14 protein-coding genes are annotated in these 20,620 nt (G+C 39.5%); 6 read left to right on the top strand and 8 right to left on the bottom strand.

Annotation, left to right across the window (positions count from 1 at the left end; translation table 11 throughout):
• Positions 1 to 107: 107 nt before the first annotated feature.
• Complete coding sequence (locus tag IA57_RS11490; RefSeq protein ID WP_036123817.1) at positions 108 to 1,055, bottom strand: alpha/beta fold hydrolase; 948 nt, start codon at positions 1,053 to 1,055, stop codon at positions 108 to 110.
• Between the two features lie 111 nt (positions 1,056 to 1,166).
• Between IA57_RS11490 and IA57_RS11485 the strand changes: the two genes are divergently transcribed.
• Together IA57_RS11485 and IA57_RS11480 are read left to right on the top strand one after the other, a co-directional pair.
• Positions 1,167 to 3,338, top strand: coding sequence for an endonuclease MutS2 (locus tag IA57_RS11485; RefSeq protein WP_036123814.1), 2,172 nt, complete (start codon positions 1,167 to 1,169; stop codon positions 3,336 to 3,338).
• 152 nt (positions 3,339 to 3,490) lie between these two features.
• Entirely contained in the window at positions 3,491 to 3,910 is a 420-nt protein-coding gene (locus IA57_RS11480) for a thiol-disulfide oxidoreductase DCC family protein (RefSeq protein WP_036123813.1), read from the top strand.
• Between the two features lie 564 nt (positions 3,911 to 4,474).
• Here IA57_RS11480 and IA57_RS11475 read toward each other — a convergent pair.
• The 3 genes from IA57_RS11475 to aroC form a co-directional block, all read right to left on the bottom strand.
• Complete coding sequence (locus IA57_RS11475; protein ID WP_036123810.1) at positions 4,475 to 5,287, bottom strand: sulfurtransferase; 813 nt, start codon at positions 5,285 to 5,287, stop codon at positions 4,475 to 4,477.
• A gap of 58 nt (positions 5,288 to 5,345) precedes the next feature.
• Complete coding sequence (locus IA57_RS11470) at positions 5,346 to 6,656, bottom strand: dicarboxylate/amino acid:cation symporter (RefSeq protein WP_036123807.1); 1,311 nt, start codon at positions 6,654 to 6,656, stop codon at positions 5,346 to 5,348.
• Between the two features lie 81 nt (positions 6,657 to 6,737).
• Complete coding sequence (gene aroC, locus IA57_RS11465; protein WP_036123804.1) at positions 6,738 to 7,799, bottom strand: chorismate synthase; 1,062 nt, start codon at positions 7,797 to 7,799, stop codon at positions 6,738 to 6,740.
• A gap of 188 nt (positions 7,800 to 7,987) precedes the next feature.
• Between aroC and IA57_RS11460 the strand changes: the two genes are divergently transcribed.
• Positions 7,988 to 8,845, top strand: a complete 858-nt coding sequence (locus tag IA57_RS11460; protein ID WP_036123801.1) for a UDP-2,3-diacylglucosamine diphosphatase — start codon at positions 7,988 to 7,990, stop codon at positions 8,843 to 8,845.
• Here IA57_RS11460 and IA57_RS11455 read toward each other — a convergent pair.
• Complete coding sequence (locus IA57_RS11455) at positions 8,834 to 11,761, bottom strand: FAD-binding and (Fe-S)-binding domain-containing protein (RefSeq protein ID WP_036123798.1); 2,928 nt, start codon at positions 11,759 to 11,761, stop codon at positions 8,834 to 8,836. The genes IA57_RS11460 and IA57_RS11455 overlap by 12 nt on opposite strands.
• 140 nt (positions 11,762 to 11,901) lie before the next feature.
• Here IA57_RS11455 and IA57_RS11450 point away from each other — a divergent pair, with 140 nt between their 5' ends.
• On the top strand, positions 11,902 to 12,417 hold the full coding sequence (locus IA57_RS11450; RefSeq protein WP_036123795.1) for a hypothetical protein: 516 nt from the start codon (positions 11,902 to 11,904) through the stop codon (positions 12,415 to 12,417).
• Between the two features lie 53 nt (positions 12,418 to 12,470).
• On the opposite strand, the gene bshA is transcribed toward IA57_RS11450, so the two are convergent.
• Both bshA and IA57_RS11440 read right to left on the bottom strand, forming a co-directional pair.
• Positions 12,471 to 13,604, bottom strand: a complete 1,134-nt coding sequence (gene bshA, locus IA57_RS11445) for an N-acetyl-alpha-D-glucosaminyl L-malate synthase BshA (protein ID WP_036123792.1) — start codon at positions 13,602 to 13,604, stop codon at positions 12,471 to 12,473.
• A gap of 16 nt (positions 13,605 to 13,620) precedes the next feature.
• The gene (locus IA57_RS11440) at positions 13,621 to 16,539 is read right to left on the bottom strand and encodes a glycoside hydrolase family 3 N-terminal domain-containing protein (protein WP_036123790.1); all 2,919 of its coding nucleotides are present in this window, start codon (positions 16,537 to 16,539) and stop codon (positions 13,621 to 13,623) included.
• Positions 16,540 to 16,694: 155 nt separating this feature from the next.
• On the opposite strand from IA57_RS11440, the gene IA57_RS11435 reads away from it, so the two are divergent.
• Positions 16,695 to 17,096 carry a hypothetical protein gene (locus tag IA57_RS11435; protein WP_036123787.1) on the top strand — a complete coding sequence of 134 codons (402 nt, stop codon included), beginning with the start codon at positions 16,695 to 16,697 and terminating at the stop codon, positions 17,094 to 17,096.
• Position 17,097: 1 nt separating this feature from the next.
• Entirely contained in the window at positions 17,098 to 17,898 is an 801-nt protein-coding gene (locus IA57_RS11430; protein WP_036123783.1) for a TerC family protein, read from the top strand.
• 61 nt (positions 17,899 to 17,959) lie between these two features.
• On the opposite strand, the gene IA57_RS11425 is transcribed toward IA57_RS11430, so the two are convergent.
• On the bottom strand, positions 17,960 to 20,611 hold the full coding sequence (locus IA57_RS11425) for a DNA gyrase/topoisomerase IV subunit A (RefSeq protein WP_036123780.1): 2,652 nt from the start codon (positions 20,609 to 20,611) through the stop codon (positions 17,960 to 17,962).
• Between the last annotated feature and the right edge of the window lie 9 nt (positions 20,612 to 20,620).

Below are 20,620 nucleotides of genomic sequence, written 5' to 3'. Positions count from 1 at the left end.
TTAACTTTTTTAGTGGCTTTAAACTTTATGTTGTTGTTTTTTAGTACAAATAGAACAAACACTAGAAAAAAGCGCTCAACAGTACCGCCCTTAATTGTAAAAGAAGCTTAATGTTTCTTTAAAAAGGTTAGTATTTTATTGTTAACAGCCTCGGCTTGATCAATGGATATAAAATGTCCTGAGTTAGGCAATACTTCGCCTTTAACCGTTGTAATGGCTTCATTGGCATACGATAAACTTCGGTTGTTGTTAATTAAATCGTTATCCCCTATTAAGATATAAACAGGCATGTTTAATTTTGCCAATTCTTTTTTAGAAAAAGGCTGCATGGCTGCCACAAACTGATTTTCTATCTCTAATTTTTTTCCTAAAACGTATTGGTCTAAATATGTTTTAGAGATGTTATTCATGTTTACGGTCATGGTTTCTAAAGTGCGATAAACCTTCTTTCTTTCAGAAGAAAATGCATTAAAGATGTTGGTTAAAAGGTCTTGGCTTGGCGGAATCCATACAAAAGTTTGAGCCGGGCTTAAAAGAATTAGTGTATTAATTCGGTCTGGATTTTCAACCGCAAGTTTGGTGGCCAGCCAACCGCCCCTCGAAGCGCCAATTACATTAACCTGCTTAAGGTGTAGTTTGTTAAAAATGTCGTTATACCATTGTATTAGCTCATCTACACTATCGAAGTCTTTGGTTTTTTTTGATTTTCCTGGCTCTGTAATAAGGTCTATGGTAAACACGCAGTGGTCTTTACTAAGCGCCTTTATGTTGGGGTACCACATGGTAGAGCTTGCCTCCATACCATGCAGTAAAACCAATGGTGTTCCGCTGTTTCTACCACTTTTTGTAACATGTGCCATGCCATGCGATGTTGGGATGTACAATTCTTCAAAATCTACGTCCCACAATGCCAAAGATTCATTGTAGGCTTTATAGTATTGTTTGTAGGCCAGGCTGGAGGTTGTAAGGTACTCTGGCGTTTTGTAGTAACTGTCTGGAAACTCGTTTACATTACAGCTTAATAGCAAGATTACTATGGAAAAATACTTTTTCATTGCAAAAGGCTTAAATTTTTAATTAAAAATGACCTTAACTAAGGTACTATGGAAACAACACAAAAACTAAATTATCTGTACATTTGTTGAAAAAATTGGCAGAAAGGCGGTATGATTAACATTCATAAGAAAACATTACAGGATTTAGAATTTTACACGGTTTTAGAGCAAGTTGGCGAACATGCCCTTACCGCATTGGGGCACGAGGCTATTTTACAAACGTTGCCGTACAAAACCGAAGAAGAGGTTTTGTTTGCCTTGGGGCTAACCAACGAATATCTAGCGTCCTTTGACAATGAAAATCGCATTCCTAACCATCATTTCGAGCCACTAACCAAAGAGATTAAGTTGCTTAAAATTGAGAATTCCTTTTTAGAGGTTCATAGCTTGCAAAAAATAGCTTCGGTTTCGGCAACATCTAATACAATAATTCTGTTTCTTAAAAAGTTTGAAGTTTACTACCCTAAGCTCCATACTTTTGCTGCCAATATTGAGGTTACCAAAGCGCTTATTGATGCCATAAATGCCATTATTGATCGTTTTGGTGATATAAAAAACGAAGCCTCTCCGTTACTTCTGGAATTACGCCAAGGCATAAACAAGCTAAAGGGCACCATAAACCAAAGCTTTACAACCGCTTTAAATCATTATGCCGGTTTAGAGTATTTAGATGACATTAGGGAGTCTGTGGTGGACAACAAGCGGGTTCTGGCCGTAAAGTCCATGTATAGACGTAAGGTAAAGGGCGCCATTTTGGGAGGCAGTAAAACGGGAAGCATTGTTTTTATTGAGCCACAAACGACTTTGCAGTATACAAGAGAACTAAGTAATTTAGAGTATGAGGAGAAAGAAGAAATTACACGAATATTAAAAGAACTCACCAATTTTATTCGTCCGTTTGCCTTATTGTTACAGCAATACCAAACATTTTTGGTACAAATGGATGTTATTTCGGCCAAGGCCAAGTACGCCCAACAGTTAAACGCCATTTTACCAGAGGTTACAGAGGCACGTGAGCTTTACCTACGCGACGCCTACCACCCACTACTCTATTTAAACAATAAAAAAAAGGGAGAGACTACCTACCCACAAACCATAGTATTGGCCCAAGACAACCGTATTATTGTAATTTCTGGCCCCAATGCAGGGGGTAAGAGTATTACGCTAAAAACCGTTGGGTTGTTACAGCTTATGCTGCAAAGTGGTTTGCTTATTCCTGTACACGAACGCAGTAAAATGTGTTTGTTTGATCGGATTTTAAGCGATATTGGCGACAATCAATCTATAGAAAATCATTTAAGTACCTATAGTTACCGCTTAAAGCAGATGAATTATTTTCTTAAGCGGTGCAATGCCAACACCCTATTTTTAATCGATGAGTTTGGTACAGGTAGTGATCCCGAGTTGGGTGGCGCTTTGGCCGAAACCTTTCTAGAAGTGTTTTACGAGCGCGAAGCTTTTGGAATTATTACCACCCACTACTCCAACCTAAAAATTTTAGCCAACGAGTTGCCCTACATGCAAAATGCCAACATGTTGTTTGACGAACACTCGTTACAGCCCATGTTTAAGTTAGCCTTGGGGCAAGCGGGTAGTTCGTTTACCTTTGAGGTGGCTCAAAAAAACGGCATTCCATATAGTTTAATAAACAAGGCTAAGAAGAAAATAGAACGCGGCAAAGTGCGTTTTGATCGTACCATTGCCAAACTTCAAAAAGAGCGTAGTAAGTTAGAAAAGACCGAACGCTCCCTAAAAGAAAACGAGCGTAAAAAGCAGGACGAAGCCGATAAACTGGAGGGAATTAATGCCCGTATTCAAAAAAAATTAGAAGATTATCAGGAATTATACGATAGCAACCAGCGCTTAATTTACCTAGGGCAAAAAGTTAACGATCTGTCTGAAACCTATTTCGAAAATAAACGCAAACGCGATTTAATGAACGAATTGTTTAAGCTTGTTCAAATAGAAAATTCCAAACGCAAACAAAAAACAAAAAAGCAAAAGCAGGTTGAAAAGATCAAGGCGCAACAAGTAAAACAAGAGGCCGAAAAAACAGTTGAAGTCATCCGAAAGAAAAAGAAAGCCGAAAAGAAAAAAGCGGCCTCACAACCACAAAAGCCAAAGCCCAAATTAAAAGTTGGCGATCGTGTACGCTTGGAAGATGGTCGTGCTGTTGGCAGTATTGACAAGATTGAAAAAAACAAAGCCATAGTAAACTACGGTTTGTTTACCACCAATGTGGCTTTGGATCAATTGGAGTTGGTTGAGGCTATAAAAAAATAAACATAGTCTTTAAAAAGTTTTAATCACCAGATTTAAAATTCAAGGGCACCATCTAATCTAAACACCGTTTAAAAAGAAATTGGCATTAGGCAAGCTTAGGATTTAACCCTTTTTTTTAAATACCATTTAAGCATTTAAATTATTTTTGTATAGTGAAGTACAATGTTCCAAAAAACAAACAGTTGGTTCTTTTTGATGGGGTTTGCAACCTTTGTAACAGCTCGGTGCAATACGTTATTAAACACGATAAGGCAAACCGTTTTATGTTTGCAGCCTTACAAAGCAAGGTTGGGCAGCAGCTTATCGAGGACTTTAATATAGACACCTCCAAAACCGATTCCATTCTACTCTACTCCCCAGGCAAGGCCTTGGCATACAAGTCTACCGCAGCTTTAAAAATTGCATCAAAATTAGGGTTTCCAAGGTATTTAATGGCTGTATTTTTTGTAGTGCCTACATTTATTAGAAATGCAGTGTACGATTATGTTGCTAGAAACCGCTATAAATGGTACGGAAAAAGAGACCACTGTATAATGCCTACTCCAGAGCTTAAAAGTAAGTTTTTAGATTAAAAAAGCCTCTATACAATTTATATAAAGGCTTTTTTTAAACTTAACAACTAACCAAAAAATTAAACTAAAAAATGAAAAAAACAGAGTTTAAAATTTAGCACAAAAAAAACTCTAATGCTTTTTCAATAAATCAAAAGTATAAATAATTGATATAAAACAAGTTAAATATTCGATGAACGGATGCAATTACTTGTTTTGGCTGATAAAAGGTTTAAAAAATACCATAAAATACCTTTACTAAGTCTAGAGGTAATTTCCCTCATTCAACAGTAGGGTTCCCTCAAAATAGGTTTAATTAACACAAGGGTTGTACTATTTTAGTATAGCAAAAAGGGCCTTAAAGCCGTGTTAATTTGGCCCCAACTTCCGTTAGTTGGGATAGAACCAATTCTTATTTTATGCATGTCTACCCATAAAATAAGTTTCAGCAAGAACCTGCTGTCAAACAAAATAAACTTTAAGGCTTTTTATTTTTGAGTCATTTCAAAAACCAGAAGTTATCTTAAAAATTACGCCACCACCATCGCCATAAATTTCTTTAATTTTAGAAATTATGCGTTTCGTTTAAGCGTTTTTTAAGCTGCCGTATTCGGTCCAAGAACCATCGTAAACAGATAGGTTTTTATATCCTGAAAGTTCAGCTCCTAAGGCCAAAATGCAGGCAGTCACACCCGAACCACAAGTAAACACCATGCTTTTATTTTCAGGATTTAGTTTGTGGAAAATGGTTTTTAATTCTAACATTGATGTCATTGTATTTCCTGAAAGAAGCTCCTGAAACGGTAAGTTTACCGAACTTGGTATATGACCACTACGTAAACCTTCACGAGGCTCGGGAAGTGAGCCTTCAAACCTATCCTTTGAGCGAGCATCTAAAATAAGAGTTTCTGGATTGTCTTTTAAACCCTCTATATCATTAAAAAATTGAAAAAAATCAGGTTGCAGTGCGCCAGAAAAATCGCCTTTCTCATAATGACATGATTGCTTTTTTTCCAAAGGGAAGCCAGCCTGTTTCCATTCGGGTAGGCCTCCATTTAAAACCGCTACTTGCTTGTGTCCAAATGCTTTGAGCAGCCACCAAGCTCGTGCAGAGGAATAAAAGCCATAGTCATCATAAACCACAATAACACTACCCTTGTTAATGCCTAAATTTTGAGCTTCTTGATTAAATTGCTCAGCAGATGGTAAAGTATTAGGAAATCTGGCCCTAACATCGCTGAACTTGGTTTTAATGTCAAAATATCTAGCGTTAGGAATTTGCTGCGTTTCAGTGGGCTTGCCAATGGCTGTAGCCTTGGGGAGGGTTGCATTTAGAACGATTACATTTTCATCATTTAAATGTGCCTTCAACCACGAGACGGAAATCAAAGGGTTCATTTATAGGGGTTTTAAACGTTAATCTTAGCCATTTAGACCAACAATTCTTCAGTTGTAATTATTCCGCTTCTTTACGGTAATTGTCGTCCCAGTCTTTTACTTTAGGCGTTCCTAATTTCCCCACAGATTTTGCTACAAGCATCGATACGGCAGCATCGCCTGTAACATTTACGGTTGTTCTGCACATATCCAGAGGTCTATCAACAGCAAAAATTAAGGCCAAACCAGCTTCGGGTATGCCGGCCTGTGCCAATACAATAACCAGCATAACCATACCAGCGCCAGGAACTGCGGCACTACCAATAGATGCTAGGGTTGCTGTTGCAATAATCCCTAATTGCACTCCAAAACTTAAATCCATACCAAAGGCTTGGGCAATAAAAACAGCAGCAACAGCTTGATACAGACTGGTGCCATCCATATTAATAGTAGCGCCAATGGGCAATACAAAACTAGCCACTTCTTCTTCTACCCCTAAATGCTCTTCTACACGCTCCATAGTCACGGGCAGTGTAGCGGCACTGCTACTGGTTGAAAAGGCTAAAAGCTGTGCAGGTGAAATACCATTAATGAAAAATGCTGGTTTTTTCTTGGTGAAAATCCACACAATAAGGATGTAAACACCGATCATTAAGGCCAACCCTAACACCACGCACAGGGCGTACCACCCGAGTGCTTTAAAGAGGTCGACACTTGGCGATTCTACGACTAAAGCCGCCAAAAGAGCAAATACGCCAAAGGGCGCCGTTAGCATGATTAAATCAATAAGTTTTAGGATAACCTCGTTAAACCCATCGAAAAACTGCTTTACGGGTTTGGCTTGCGCTTCTGGGATTAAAATTAGGCCAATACCAAAGAAAATGGCAAAAAAGATAACCTGAAGCATGTTGCCATTATCGCTGGCTGCTTTAAAGATGTTGCTGGGAACCAAATCTTCTAGTGCCTTTAGTGGACCTGCATTTTTTTGGCTTTCGGCTGCCGAAATTTTCGAGTCGGCATCGCTTTTATAACTTTCTACAAGTTCGGTTCTGGTTTCTTCGGTGATGGATTTTCCCGGTTTTATAATGTTAACAATGGCCAAGCCTATTGAAACGGCTATAACCGTAGTAAAAATATAGGTTATTATGGTACGGCCACCCATTTTTGATAACTTAGAAATGTCTTTTAAATCGGAGACACCCTTTACCAGCGAGGCCAATATTAAGGGCACTGCAATTAGTTTTAAGAGATTGATAAAAATGGTTCCGAAGGGTTTTATCCAGTTTGTTATAAAGGTGCTACCCCATTCGAATTTTGCCATAATAAGGGCAAAAACAACCCCTAGTACCATACCTATTATAATTTGCCAATGCAATGCGAGTTTTTTCATTTGGTCTCTAATTTTTAGCCCCGATAGAGGCGGTATCCTTTTTTTGTGAAAAAAGATAAAGCCGAAAGCGGGATTCTGCTTCTAATTATAAATTTTATGTTGTAAATAATAATCTGCAAGAACCAAAGCTGCCATGGCCTCTACAATAGGAATGGCGCGCGGTACAACACAGGGGTCGTGCCGGCCTTTGCCTTGCATTTTAACGGTGTTTCCTTCGCTGTCTATGGTGGTTTGTTCTTGCATAATGGTTGCTACGGGTTTAAAGGCCACACGAAAATAAATGTCCATCCCGTTGCTTATTCCACCCTGTATGCCACCAGAGAGATTGGTTTTGGTGCTGCCGTCTGGGGCAAAGAGATCGTTGTGCTCGCTGCCTTTCATTCTTGTGCCACAAAATCCACTGCCGTACTCAAAGCCTTTTACGGCATTAATGGAGAGCATGGCTTTGCCTAATTCGGCATGGAGTTTATCGAAAACCGGTTCGCCAAGACCAATAGGGACGTTTTGTAAAACACAGGTTACGGTGCCGCCTATGGTGTCGCCTTCTTTTCTTATGGCTTTAATTTTTGCAATCATTTTTTGGGCTACCTCAGGGTCTGGGCAACGTACAGCATTGCTTTCGGTTTTGCTAAAATCGAGACTTTGGTAGGGTTTTTCTAAAAAGATGTCGCCCACCGAAGAGGTATAAGCTTGTATGCTAACATGCTCCAAAAGTTGTTTAGCAATGGCTCCTGCCACCACACGACAAGCAGTTTCTCTTGCCGAGCTACGCCCACCACCACGGTAATCTCTATGCCCGTATTTTTGGGTATAAGTAAAATCGGCATGACTTGGTCGATAAACCGTTTTAATGTGTGTGTAATCTTTGGATTTTTGATTGGTGTTTTTAATGATAAACCCAATGGAGGCCCCAGTGGTTTTACCCTCGAAAATCCCCGATAAGAACTCAACCGTATCGGGTTCCTTACGTTGGGTTACAATGCTGGACTGTCCTGGTTTTCGCCTGTTAAGCTCTTCTTGAATGGCGTTAAAATCGAGAGCTAAATTTGCAGGACAACCGTCTATAACGCCACCAATTGCCACACCATGCGATTCTCCAAATGTTGTGAGCTTGAATAGTTTTCCAAAGGAATTTCCTGCCATTGCTTTATTTTCCCGCTAAAATAACCCTATTCTTAAAGAAACAAAAATCCAGCAGTAACATATTCTTATTTTCTAATTAATGTTTTGGTTACAATAGTTTAACAAATTGCTCACAGTTAATTAATTAAGAGTTAAACTGGTTGTGGAAAATATGGTGGTACTTTGTATAAAACAATTCTCTTGGATTCTTGAAACTTAAACGTAAAGTTGAAATAGCAGTTATATCAGATGTGCATCTAGGAACTTACGGATGCCATGCCAAGCAGCTCCTTACCTATTTGAATAGTATTGAGCCTAAGAAACTTATACTTAATGGCGATATTATTGATATTTGGCAGTTTAGCAAACGGTATTTTCCGAAATCGCATTTAAAGGTGATAAAGAAAATCATGGATTTTGCCGCTGATGGCGTTGAAGTGATTTACATTACGGGAAACCATGACGAAATACTTAGACGCTTTACCGACACCACCATAGGAAACATCTCTATTGTTAACAAAATAGTGTTAAACCTTGATGGTAAAAAAGCTTGGATTTTTCATGGCGATGTTTTTGATGTTTCTATACAAAACGCTAAATGGTTGGCTAAATTAGGCGGGTATGGTTACGACTTTTTAATTCTGCTTAACCGCTTTGTTAATTGGATTTTAGAGTGTATGAGGAAAGAAAAGTACTCGCTTTCCAAAAAAATTAAGAACAGTGTAAAACGCGCTGTAAAGTATATTGGTGATTTTGAAGAAGTGGCCTCGGATCTAGCCATCGAAAATGGCTATGATTACGTGATTTGTGGCCACATACACCAACCAAAAATGCTGATAAAAGAGAATAAGTTTGGCAAGACCATGTACTTAAATTCTGGCGATTGGGTTGAGAATTTTACCGCTTTGGAATATCAGTTTAAACGCTGGAAAATATACAACTACAACAACGATAAGCTATCGCCTTTTTTCGTCGATGACGACCTAAAGGACATGGAAATTAACGATCTTATCGCCGCCATAACTGTGGTAAAACCTAGCGAGAATTCAAAAAAATCAGCGAATTAAAGCTTCCTTTAAGATGGTAACAGGATGTAGGGCCTTTCGCCCCGTACCGTCTAATATTTGGTGCCTGCAACTGGTGCCGTTTGCAGCAATTAGCACTTCTTTAGCGGCCTTTCTAACCTTTGGAAATAACGTTTGCTCGCCTATGGCCATACTTATGTCGTAATGCTCCTTTTCGTAACCAAAGCTTCCCGCCATACCACAGCAACCGCTAGGTATTATGGTAACCTTGTAGTTTTTTGGCAAGTTTAGCATATTAAACGTATCGCTAGGATTGCCTAAGGCTTTTTGGTAGCAATGCGCGTGAATTTTGATGTGCTTAACTTCGTTAGAAAATTGTTCACTACGAATATGCCCGCTTAAAATTTCACGGTTTAAAAATTCCTCAAGCAAATAAGTGTGTTTGGCAATGTTTAAAGCAGCTTGCTTGTTGTCTGCTAATTTTGGGTACTCGTCTTTAAAAGTATAAATAGCGGAAGGCTCTATACCAATTAATGGTGTTTGCTCTGACACCAATGCTTTAAAGATGGTTACATTTGCATTAGCCATAGCCTTGGCTTGCTTAAGAAATCCTTTAGAGATAAGTGACCGTCCAGATGGCTTATGGTTAATAAACACCACGTTATAATTTAATTTAGACAACAGTTCTAAAGCATCCAAACCAATGGCCGTATCTAAGTGGTTGGTAAATTCATCAACAAACAAGTAAATGGTTTTTTGTTTGGTGTTAGTAGGTTGTTTTTTAAGACTTTTAATGTGTTTGTTTAAACTTTTACCCGATGGTATTGGCAGGCTTCTTTTGGCTGCAATCCCGAAAGTGGTTTTAAAAATATTAGCCGTTGTTTGATTTTTTAATAGCGGATTAACCAACCAAGGCAGTCCATTGGCAATGCGATTAAAACGCACGTTAAAGGCAAACAGTTTATCGCGCCATGTGCTGCCGTTTGCTTTTTGGTATTGGTATTGAAATTCGGCTTTTAAAGCAGCTACATCCACGCTACTTGGGCATTCGCTAGAACAGGCCTTGCAGCTTAAACACAAATCGAAAACCGTTTTTAGCTCACGATGGTTAAATTTGTTAGGGTTTTCTGAATGGGTTAAAAACTCACGCAGCGCATTGGCGCGGGCTCGGGTGGTATCTTTCTCATTTCTTGTAGCACGGAAACTGGGACACATGGTTCCGCCAAATTCTGGTATTTTTCGGCAATCGCCAGAACCATTACACTTTTCTGCCGCTCTTAAAATACCCTGAGAGTCCGAAAAATCCAACATGGTTTTAATGTGGGGCTCTTCCCTACCCGGTTTGTAGCGCAAATTCTCATCCATAGGAAAAGGGGCTACAATTTTTCCGCGGTTGAAGATGTTGTTAGGGTCAAACGTGGTTTTTATTTGTTTGATGATGTCATAATTTTCTTGGCCAATCATCATAGGAATAAATTCTGAACGTACAATGCCATCGCCGTGCTCACCACTCATAGAACCTCGATATTTTTTCACCAAAACGGCCACATCGTTGGTTATTTCTTTAAACTGTTTAACATCGCTATGTTTTTTCAGGTTTAATATTGGACGTAAATGCAATTCTCCAGCGCCTGCATGTGCATAATAAACGGCATTTTGGTTGTATTTATCCATAATTTGGGTAAAGGCCTTGATGTAGCTTGCCAAATCTGGCAATGCCACTGCAGTGTCTTCAATACAGGCTACCGATTTTTTATCGCCTATCATGTTACCCAAAAGCCCTAGTCCGGCTTTTCTAAGCGCCATTGCTTGGTTAATGGCTTCACCTTTTAAAACCACATGGGCATAACTTAAGTTGGCTTGATCCAAATCGGTTACCAACAATTTTATTTGCTGTTCCAATTTAGCTGGGGTTTCAGCTTTTAATTCACACATTAAAATTGCTTTGGGGTCGCCTACCACAAATTGCCTGTTTTCTTGTTGGGTTTTGTTGTGTTTTGTAAGATCCAGGATGGTTTTGTCCATCATTTCACAAGTGTGCAGGTTGTGGGTCATAACCGTTTCTACAGCATTTAAACAGGCTTCAAGGGTATTGAAGTGGCACGCAACCAAAGCGTTTTCCTTAGGGGGAAGTTTGGCAAGCTGCAACGTAATGGCTGTGGTAAAAGCCAAAGTCCCCTCGCTGCCAGTTAGCAATTTACACAGATTAAAAGGGGCTTCCGTTTTAGAGAAAACATTGCTTTTAATGAGCTCGTCTATAGCATAACCTGTATTTCTTCGGTGTATTTCTGGTTTGGGAAAGTTGCTTGCAATTTGCTCTTGAACGTCATCATCTTTCAATGCATTGTATAAGGTATTGTAAATATGGCCTTCTAAAGACTTTAGGGTTAATTTTTGCTTAAACTCGGTTGGCGATACAGCTTCAAACAGCACTTGGCTCCCATCGCTTAAAATGGTTTCGAGTTTAAGAACGGCATCTCTAGTAACGCCATATTGAATGGAGGTTGTTCCAGAAGAGTTATTGCCCACCATGCCTCCTATCATGCATCGGTTGCTTGTAGAGGTATTCGGGCCAAAAAACAGCCCATAAGGTTTTAGGTAGTTGTTTAGCTCGTCCCTAACCACTCCTGGCTGTACGGTTACGGTTTGGTTGGCTACGTCTAACGCGATAATGTTGGTGAAATGTTTAGAGACATCTACAACAATCCCATCGCCAACACATTGCCCTGCTAAGGAGGTGCCTGCCGTTCTAGGGATTAAACTAATGTCGTTGTTATGGGCAAACTTAATCAAACGCTTAATGTCGGCGTTAGTTTTAGGATAAGCCACAGCCGTTGGTAACATTCTATATACCGACGCATCTGTAGCGTAAATGGATTTTATTAAATTGTCGAAAAACAACTCGCCTTCTAGCTGTGCTTCAAGCGTTTTAAGTTGTTGGATTGGTAGTTTGGCCATAAACAAGCTTTAAATAGGCTAAAGATATTCAATAAAAATGTGTTTTTAACGTTGTTTTAAGATGCTTTAGCATTTTGTTGTCATCCATCATGACAGAAAAAACGTATATATACACACATTAAAACATGAACAACTTAATTATGAAGAAGGTATTTTTTACAATTACAAGTGTATTAGCTTTTGTAACATTAACAAACGCGCAAGATATTTCTAAAAACGCCATAGGATTACGTTTAGGCGATAGCGATGGCTTTGGAGCTGAAGTTTCCTATCAGCGTGCCATTATGGAAAACAACCGCCTAGAGTTTGATTTTGGTTGGCGTGATGGTAAGCATTACGATGGTGTAAAACTTATTGGACTATACCAATGGGTGTGGAATATTGATGGCGGATTTAATTGGTATGCTGGTGCCGGTGGTGGCTTTGGTGCTTATAAAAACGAGTACAGGTACAATCACCCGGTGTATGGCTATGTTGAAGAAAAGCGAAGCGATTCTTTTGTTATTCTAGCAGGTGATGTTGGTATTGAATATAGTTTCGATTTTCCGTTGTTACTCTCCTTAGACTTTAGACCTGAATTAGGGTTTGGTGATGATTTGTACGACAATGACGATTTAGATTTTGATATAGGACTAGGTGTACGCTATCAATTCTAACCTCATATAACCCATATAAAAAACGCCCCAAAGTAAATTTTGGGGCGTTTTTTTTAAACGGTATGTTTAGATAAGGTTTCGTTGTAAATGGCTTCGTATTGAGGGACGATTTCGTGTATGTCGAATTTAGAGGCTTGTACCTTAGCCTGTTTTTTAAAAGTGGTTAAAGTGCTTTTATCCTTTAAAATAGACAGGGCATTTTGGGTCATGGCATCCACATCGCCAACAGGACTTAAAAACCCTGAATAACCATGTGCATTAACTTCTGGAATACCTCCAGAATTACTGGAAATAACCGGCACACCAGCAGCCATGGCTTCTAAAGCGGCTAAGCCAAAGCTTTCGGTTTCAGAAGGCAGTAAAAAGAGGTCGGAGAAGCATAAAATCCTATCAATTTCAAAACTATTGCCTAGAAACACGACATTTTCGGTAATGCCCAGCTGTTCACAAAGCGCTTCTGCTTTTTCTTTTTCTGGCCCCTCGCCTACCAGCATTAATTTGGCAGGAAGCTGGGTTTGAATGTTGTAGAATATTTTAATAACATCCTGAATGCGTTTTACCTTTCTAAGGTTGCTAATGTGTGTAATGATAAACTCGTGGTCTTGAGCCAACATGCCTCTTTGGCAATCTGAAAAGACTTCCTTTTGTTTTCCTGTATCGATAAAATTAGTAACCACATGAATGTCTTTCTTAATATCGAAAAGCCTTAAGGTGTCCTTTTTTAGACTTTCTGAAACGGCTGTAACCGCATCGGATTTGTTAATGCTGAATGTTACGGCTGTTTTGTAGAACGGGTGGCTGCCAACAAGTGTAATATCGGTGCCGTGTAGTGTGGTTACAATGGGCAGGTTAATGCCCTCTTCCAGTAGCATTTTTTTTGCCATATAGGCGGCATAGGCATGCGGAATGGCATAATGAACGTGAAGGACTTCTATTTTGTGAAGTTTCACCATATCGACCAATTTGCTTGAAAGCGCCAATTCGTATGGTTGGTAATGAAACAAGGGGTACTTGGGCACATTAACTTCGTGAAAATGCACATTGTTTCCTAAAAGTTCCAATCTTACAGGTTGCTTATAGGTAATAAAGTGCACTTCGTGGCCGCGTTTAGAGAGTTCTATCCCTAATTCTGTAGCGACAACACCACTACCGCCAAAGGTTGGGTAACATACAATGCCTATTTTCATGGGTTATTGGTTTTAGTTAGTCGGTAATCGCTTCATATATTAAACGTTGTATTTCTGTTCTAATGTTTTCCCTTAGCAGCCTGTTTTGTCCTGCCTTTGGGTAGGTTCTATTGGCTAAAAACACATAAATAATTTCTTCCTCAGGATCGGCCCAAGCGTAAGTTCCGGTAAAGCCAGAATGGCCAAAACTGGTCATGGAAATACAGCCGCAGGTTGGCCCCACATCACCCAGCTGAGGCTTGTCGAACCCAACCCCCCGTCTGTTGTCGTCGCTACAAAAATAACAGGTGTTAAATTTATCTATGGTTTCTGGTTTTAAATAGCGTTTTCCGCCGTAATACCCTTTTTGCAAGAACATTTGCATGATTTTGGCCACATCGTTTGCATTGCTAAAAATCCCAGCATGCCCACCTACACCGCCTTGCATGGCAGCACCCATGTCGTGTACGTACCCATGAACTTCTTGGTAGCGGTAGTAGTCGTCAATTTCTGTTGGAACGATTTTCTCGCTACTAAATTTGGTGTTGGGGTTGTAAGTGGTATAGTTTGCTCCTAAAGGTTTGTAAAAATGGTTATCGGCCAATTGGCTTAGGGATTGGTTGTAATGTTTTTCAATATACTGTTTTAGTATATAATAAGGCAAATCGCTGTACCTGTAACGCAGGCGATCCAGCAAATCACTTTCTTTTATAATGCTTTGAATGGAATCCATATAGTCCTTTCTCATATAAAGTGCTTTAGCTACTTTTACGCTAAATTTCCCTGAAGATTCCTTTCGGTAATACTCGTTACTAGGCTTGTTTGAAACAGAATCTAAAGTCGCATAATAAAAAGGAATCCATGGCTTTAGTCGGGCGTAGTGCGATAACATTTCCTTAATGGTCACATTTTCTTTGTTCGAATTTTGATAAGCGGGCAGGATTTCGGCAAGTTTGGTGTTTAACGACACAATACCCTGCTCTTCCATTTCCATAAGCAAAGGCAGCGTGGTTAAAATTTTTGTTAAGGAAGCCACATCGTAAACATCGTCGAAACCAACTTTTGGCGATGCCTTGTCGTAAGTGTGCCTTCCAAAGGTTTTGTTGTAAACAACCTTACCTTTTCTGGCTACCAACAGTTGAATACCGGGAGTCATTTGTTCTTGCACGGCATAATTGGCAACAGAGTCTAATTTTTCAAGCTTTTTCGAGCTCATTCCCACACGTTCGGGACTGCCATAGGTTAAGTTTAGCAGGCTGTTGTAGGTTATGCCATGCCCTGCATTTAAACCATTACCAACAGAGACCGGCAAGGTTCCTTTTGCTGGTAAAGCCCCAAATATTACTTGTGCTGATTTTTGTTGGGCAATCTCACTGTTTTGATAGCTCACCACGATGCTTTCAAAATTTTCTATTGTAGTCAGGTCTAATAACGCATAGGGCTTTACAAAAACATCTAAAATTAGGTCTTTGGTCCTGGCCAGTTCGTACAGCCACACCAGTTCTTTGTTAGAAAAATTACTGCTTTTCCACGGATTGGCATTAGAACGGTGAAATCCTGCAATAACAGTGTTGTAGCCAGAGAGTTTTTGAAGTAAGTCGTCTAGATTATCGGCCGATATTTTATGAACCTTGGTGTATTTTTGAAGGGCCTTAAAGAAGGTCGATCCATCATCGTCACCAAAACTCACATAAGCAATTTTCTTTTTTTCCAAATCCCTAATAGGTAGAAGATCGTTTTTGTTTTTTACAACAGTAATGGCACTTTCAAAAAGCTTTTCAGATAATATATGGTCTTCCAATCGGTTTAAATCTGAAATAAGGTGCTCTGTAGAAACCGGGCTATACTGGTTTAAGCCTACTTTATATTTTGCTTGAAGGATTTTTTTTACTGAATGCGCCAAGCGTTCTTCAGAAATTTCCCCATTGTTATAGGCTTCGGTTATTTTGGTAACGGCTTTGGGCACATCTTCAGAAATTAACAACACATCATTTCCTGCTAAAAAAGCTGCCAAATCAATGTCTCCCGGCTCGCTGTGGTTAGAGGCGCCTTTCATGTTTAAGGCATCTGTAAAAATAAGGCCTTTAAACCCGAGACGATTTTTTAAGAGATCGGTAACAATAGGTCTAGAGATAGACGATGGGTAATTTTCACGAGCTTCTAAAGCAGGCACATTTAAGTGGGCGACCATAACGCTAGACAAGCCTTCTTTAATTAATGTTCTATACGGGTAAAGCTCTATAGAGTCGATGCGTTTTTCAGAAAAACCAATGGTTGGCAGGGTTTTGTGCGAGTCGCTATCGGTATCGCCATGTCCAGGAAAATGCTTGGCATTGGCAAGAACGCCGGCCTCTTGCATGCCTTTCATAAACGCAAGGGCTTTTTCGGTAACATTATCTCTGTTTTCTCCAAAAGAGCGGTTGCCTATTATGGGATTTTTAGGATTGGTATTAATGTCTACCACAGGGGCAAAATTAAAATGAACCCCTAGGCGTTTGCAGTGCTCGCCAATGTGTTTGCCCGTTTGTTCTATAAGGGCATTGTCGTTTACGGCGCCCAAAGTCATGTTCCATGGAAAGGCATAAGTATCATCCAATCGCATGCTTAGCCCCCACTCGGCATCCATGCCAACCAATAACGGGACTTTAGCGGCAGCTTGAAGCCTGTTGTTTAGCTGAGCCTGGCGTATGGGGTCGCCAGTAGAAAAAATAACACCCCCAATATGGTTGTTTGCAACTTGTTGTATAATAAGGTTTTCGTGACGTATTCCTTTATCTGAAAATACCTGAACCATAAACAGTTGCCCAATTTTTTCATTTAAGGTCATGTGGGTATAAACACTATCGACCCATTTTTCTTGTGCTGGTTGATTGGTTGCGGCTAAGGGGTTGCTTTGTTGGGAAAAACTTAAAAAACATGAGAGTATTGAAATTATAAAGCAGACTTTTAAATGCATAAAACAACAGGTTAAGATTTTCTTTAAATGATATAAATAATCGTGCCAAAATACTATTTTTAAAATGAAGTTTATAGGACTTTATGATAGATTTATAAAGAATTAATCAACGGGTTTTAGTTAGGTTTTATAAAGGCTTTTAGTATTTTTGAAACATGAGAACAACAAGATTTATTTTTGGTTTTTTAGTGTTAAGTAGTTTGCTATTAACCAGCTGCTATAATGAAGCGCGCCACTGTGCTGATTATAAAACAGGCACATTCGAATTTACTTACATGGAAAATGGCGAGGAAAAAACAGCTAAATTTGTTAGAACACAAGATTTTAGCATAGACTACATTGGCGGTGTTGCCGATTCCTCATCGGTACGATGGATTAACGACTGTGAGTTTATCCTAAAAAAGTTACGCCCTACAACCAATTTGGAAAAGAAGCCTATTCACATGAAAATATTAAGCACCACAGCAGATTCCTATACCTTTGAGTACAAGTACGCTGTTAACGATTTAAACAGAAGCAATAGGACCGAACGGGGTGTCGCTAAAAAAGTAAAATAAGATGCTAGATTTTTTGCTTACCGGTGATGCTATTATGGCATTACTAACCTTAACGTTTTTAGAGATTATTCTCGGGATAGATAATATTGTTTTTATCTCTATTGCAGCCAACAAGCTCCCTGAACACCAACGCGGCAAGGCAACCAACATAGGTTTGGTATTGGCCATGATACAACGGGTTGTTTTGTTATTTTTTGTATCGTTTTTAACCAGTTTAAAAACCCCTTTTTATACTGTAAACCTGGATTGGTTGCACATAGCTGTTAGTTGGCAGGCTATTATCCTGTTTGCGGGTGGTTTGTTTTTAATTTACAAAAGTACTTCTGAAATTAGGGAAAAAGTAGAAACGCCAAACCACGATGAAGACAACATTAAAAGTAGAAAAATAAGCTCGCTATCGCAGGCCATTACCCAAATACTGATTATCGATTTTATTTTTTCGGTCGATTCTATTCTTACGGCCGTTGGCATGACAAACGGTTTGCATCCTAACCACAACTACGCATTGGTGTTGATGATTATTGCTGTGGTGATCTCTATAGTTATCATGATTGCCTTTGCTAACCCCATTAGAAAGTTTATAGATGTGCACCCAAGTATGCAGGTTCTTGGTTTGGCCTTTTTAATTTTAATTGGGTTTATGCTTATAACCGAGGCCGCACACCTGTCCAATACCTCTATTTTCGATCAAACCGTAGGAGCCATTCCAAAAGGCTATTTATATTTTGCCATTGCATTCTCGCTATTTGTAGAGTTCTTAAACTTCAGAGTTCAGAAAAAGCAACAGCAAACAAAACACTAAGTAAATGCTATAACTTTAATATAAAACCCCCTGAAATTAATTCAGGGGGTTTGTGTTGTTTTTAGAATAAACGGGTTTGTCCCTCTTCGTCATTTTCTGCTTCATCATCGTCTTGCGACGCTTTCTCTGAGGCGTTGTTTAGGGGTTTTTTAGGAGTAGCAACTTCCTCTTCATCTACCACATCAATGTCATCTGCTGGGGTTTCTTCTGGCGCTTCGTAAGGTAAAGGATCTAATAGATTAATCTGATTCACCTTATCTCTAGTTAGCTGATTTCCAATAGCATTAATACCTTTTATTGAAATGAATTCTTCAAGGTTAACTTCAAGGTTTTGTTTACGGTCCTTACCGCGTTCTTTGGTAAATTCTATTTCGGCTACAGGCCTCCAATCGGTTGAAACTACTTCCAGTTGGGTTTCTGGGTGTTCCGGCAAAAAGGTTTCTTCCTTACCTTCATTTTCTACCAGAAAACGTTTTACGTAATACAATTCACGTTCGCCATTGTAATACACTACGGAAATGGGTTTTTTAGGGCGCCACTTTTCCATAACAATCATATCGTCATCAAAATGTGTTGTAATTTCGGGGACTATGGTTTTTATGATTCCAGATTGGGTTATGATTAAAATGCGGTCTTCACCCCTAAATTCTCCAACCAGTTCGCCCCGACCGTCAACATTTAAGCGTTGTACGGTATCGTCAAACCATATTTTTCTAGGCTTTAATGTAGAAACGCCTTTTTCTTTAAGTTCAATGCGTTTTATGGCGTACTTGCTTACAATGTTTCCTCTAGAGTTACGTCCTTTTATAATTACATCGGCAAAATCGAGGTCCCATTTTAGTTTTTTCACACTTCCTACTTGTCTTAACAGTACGGTAACCACTTCGGCTTCGCCATTGGGGTTGGCCGAGAAATAATGCACCTTTGAGCCCTTTTTGTCGTTGGCAAGATCGTATTCGCGGTCTCTTGTTATAGAGGTTACGGCAAAACGCTTAACATAGGTGGTGCCGCCTTTACCGTCTTGGTAAATCATGTTGTAAATGGTGCGCTTGTCTTTCTTTTTAAAGACAGCCACGTGTATAATGTCTTTACCTATAAAGGTTTTGGTGTCTACCTTGGTCACCATCATCTTTCCTTCGGCAGTAAAAACAATAATATCATCAATATCGGCACAATCGCACACATATTCGTCTTTGCGTAACGAAGTACCTATAAAGCCCTCCTTTCTGTTTACATAGAGCTTAGTGTTTCGTATAACCACTTTTGTTGCTACAATGTCTTCAAAGAGTTTAATTTCGGTTTTGCGCTCCTTGCCTTTGCCATAATCCTTCATTAAACGTTTAAAATAGGCAATGGCATAATCTATTAAATTGTTTAAATGGTGCTTTATTTGTGCAATTTGATCTTCTAGAGCGTCTATTTTTTGTTGTGCTTTGTCGATATCGAATTTTGAAATTCGCTTGATGCGTATTTCAGTCAAACGGGTAATGTCCTCTACGGTTACCTCGCGTTTTAAATGGCCAATATGTGGTTTTAAACCTTTATCGATTGCCGAGATAACACCTTCCCAGGTTTCTTCTTCTTCAATATCGCGGTAAATACGGTTTTCAATAAAAATACGTTCTAAAGAAGCAAAGTGCCATTGTTCTTCAAGTTCTCGAAGTTTAATTTCCAACTCGCTTTTTAGGAGTTGCACGGTATTGTCTGTCGAGCGTCTTAAAATCTCCGAAACGCCTATAAATACAGGTTTATTGTCTTCAATTACGCAGCACAATGGCGAAATGGAGTTTTCGCAATTGGTAAAGGCGTAAAGGGCATCGATGGTTTTGTCTGGTGAAATACCAGCGTGTAAATGTATTAGGATTTCAACTTCGGCAGCGGTATTGTCTTCAATTTTCTTAATCTTAATTTTCCCCTTATCGTTGGCCTTTATTACAGAATCGATTAACGAAGTGGTTGTGGTTCCAAAAGGGATTTCAGAAATTTTGAGGGTATGCTTGTCGAACTGCGAAATTTTGGCTCTAATCCGCACCTTACCACCGCGGTTACCATCGTTGTAGTTTGTGAAATCGGCTTCGCCACCGGTAGGAAAATCCGGTAGTAACTTAAAACGTTTGCCTTGCAGGTGTTTTATCGAGGCTTCGATAAGTTCTATAAAATTATGGGGCAATATACGTGTAGAAAGTCCAACAGCAATACCTTCGGCGCCCTGTGCTAAAAGCAAGGGGAACATAACCGGCAGGTTAATGGGCTCGTTTCGTCTGCCATCGTAAGAGGCTTGCCATTCGGTTATTTTTGGGTTGTAAACAACGTCTAAAGCAAATTTAGACAACCGTGCTTCGATGTAACGGGAGGCTGCAGCACTATCGCCTGTTAGAATGTTTCCCCAATTTCCTTGGGTGTCTATTAACAGGTCCTTCTGCCCTATTTGTACCATGGCGTCTGCAATACTGGCATCGCCGTGTGGGTGGTACTGCATGGTATGCCCTACTATGTTGGCCACTTTGTTGTAGCGCCCGTCGTCCAGTTCTTGCATGGCGTGCATAATACGGCGCTGTACAGGTTTAAACCCGTCTTCAATAGCTGGCACGGCACGTTCAAGAATCACGTAAGAGGCATAATCCAAAAACCAATCCTTGTACATGCCTGTAACTTTGGTAATGGTGCCTTGGTCTTCGTTTTGGTCGTTTAAATCGTCTAACTCTTCACTCATAGACTCTTT

This window comes from Mangrovimonas yunxiaonensis (assembly GCF_000733475.1).
GTDB lineage: Bacteria > Bacteroidota > Bacteroidia > Flavobacteriales > Flavobacteriaceae > Mangrovimonas > Mangrovimonas yunxiaonensis.
The sequence above is the reverse complement of the archived record's forward strand: the minus strand, read 5'-3'. Positions and strand labels throughout refer to the sequence as shown.

What these genes read in the sequence shown, in the direction of transcription:
- IA57_RS11490 (WP_036123817.1), bottom strand. Translation starts at nt 1,055, where the DNA reads ATGAAAAAGTATTTTTCCATAGTAATCTTGCTATTAAGCTGTAATGTA.
- IA57_RS11485 (WP_036123814.1), top strand. Translation starts at nt 1,167, where the DNA reads ATGATTAACATTCATAAGAAAACATTACAGGATTTAGAATTTTACACG.
- IA57_RS11475 (WP_036123810.1), bottom strand. Translation starts at nt 5,287, where the DNA reads ATGAACCCTTTGATTTCCGTCTCGTGGTTGAAGGCACATTTAAATGAT.
- IA57_RS11470 (WP_036123807.1), bottom strand. Translation starts at nt 6,656, where the DNA reads ATGAAAAAACTCGCATTGCATTGGCAAATTATAATAGGTATGGTACTA.
- aroC (WP_036123804.1), bottom strand. Translation starts at nt 7,799, where the DNA reads ATGGCAGGAAATTCCTTTGGAAAACTATTCAAGCTCACAACATTTGGA.
- IA57_RS11455 (WP_036123798.1), bottom strand. Translation starts at nt 11,761, where the DNA reads ATGGCCAAACTACCAATCCAACAACTTAAAACGCTTGAAGCACAGCTA.
- IA57_RS11450 (WP_036123795.1), top strand. Translation starts at nt 11,902, where the DNA reads ATGAAGAAGGTATTTTTTACAATTACAAGTGTATTAGCTTTTGTAACA.
- bshA (WP_036123792.1), bottom strand. Translation starts at nt 13,604, where the DNA reads ATGAAAATAGGCATTGTATGTTACCCAACCTTTGGCGGTAGTGGTGTT.
- IA57_RS11440 (WP_036123790.1), bottom strand. Translation starts at nt 16,539, where the DNA reads ATGCATTTAAAAGTCTGCTTTATAATTTCAATACTCTCATGTTTTTTA.
- IA57_RS11435 (WP_036123787.1), top strand. Translation starts at nt 16,695, where the DNA reads ATGAGAACAACAAGATTTATTTTTGGTTTTTTAGTGTTAAGTAGTTTG.
- IA57_RS11430 (WP_036123783.1), top strand. Translation starts at nt 17,098, where the DNA reads ATGCTAGATTTTTTGCTTACCGGTGATGCTATTATGGCATTACTAACC.
- IA57_RS11425 (WP_036123780.1), bottom strand. Translation starts at nt 20,611, where the DNA reads ATGAGTGAAGAGTTAGACGATTTAAACGACCAAAACGAAGACCAAGGC.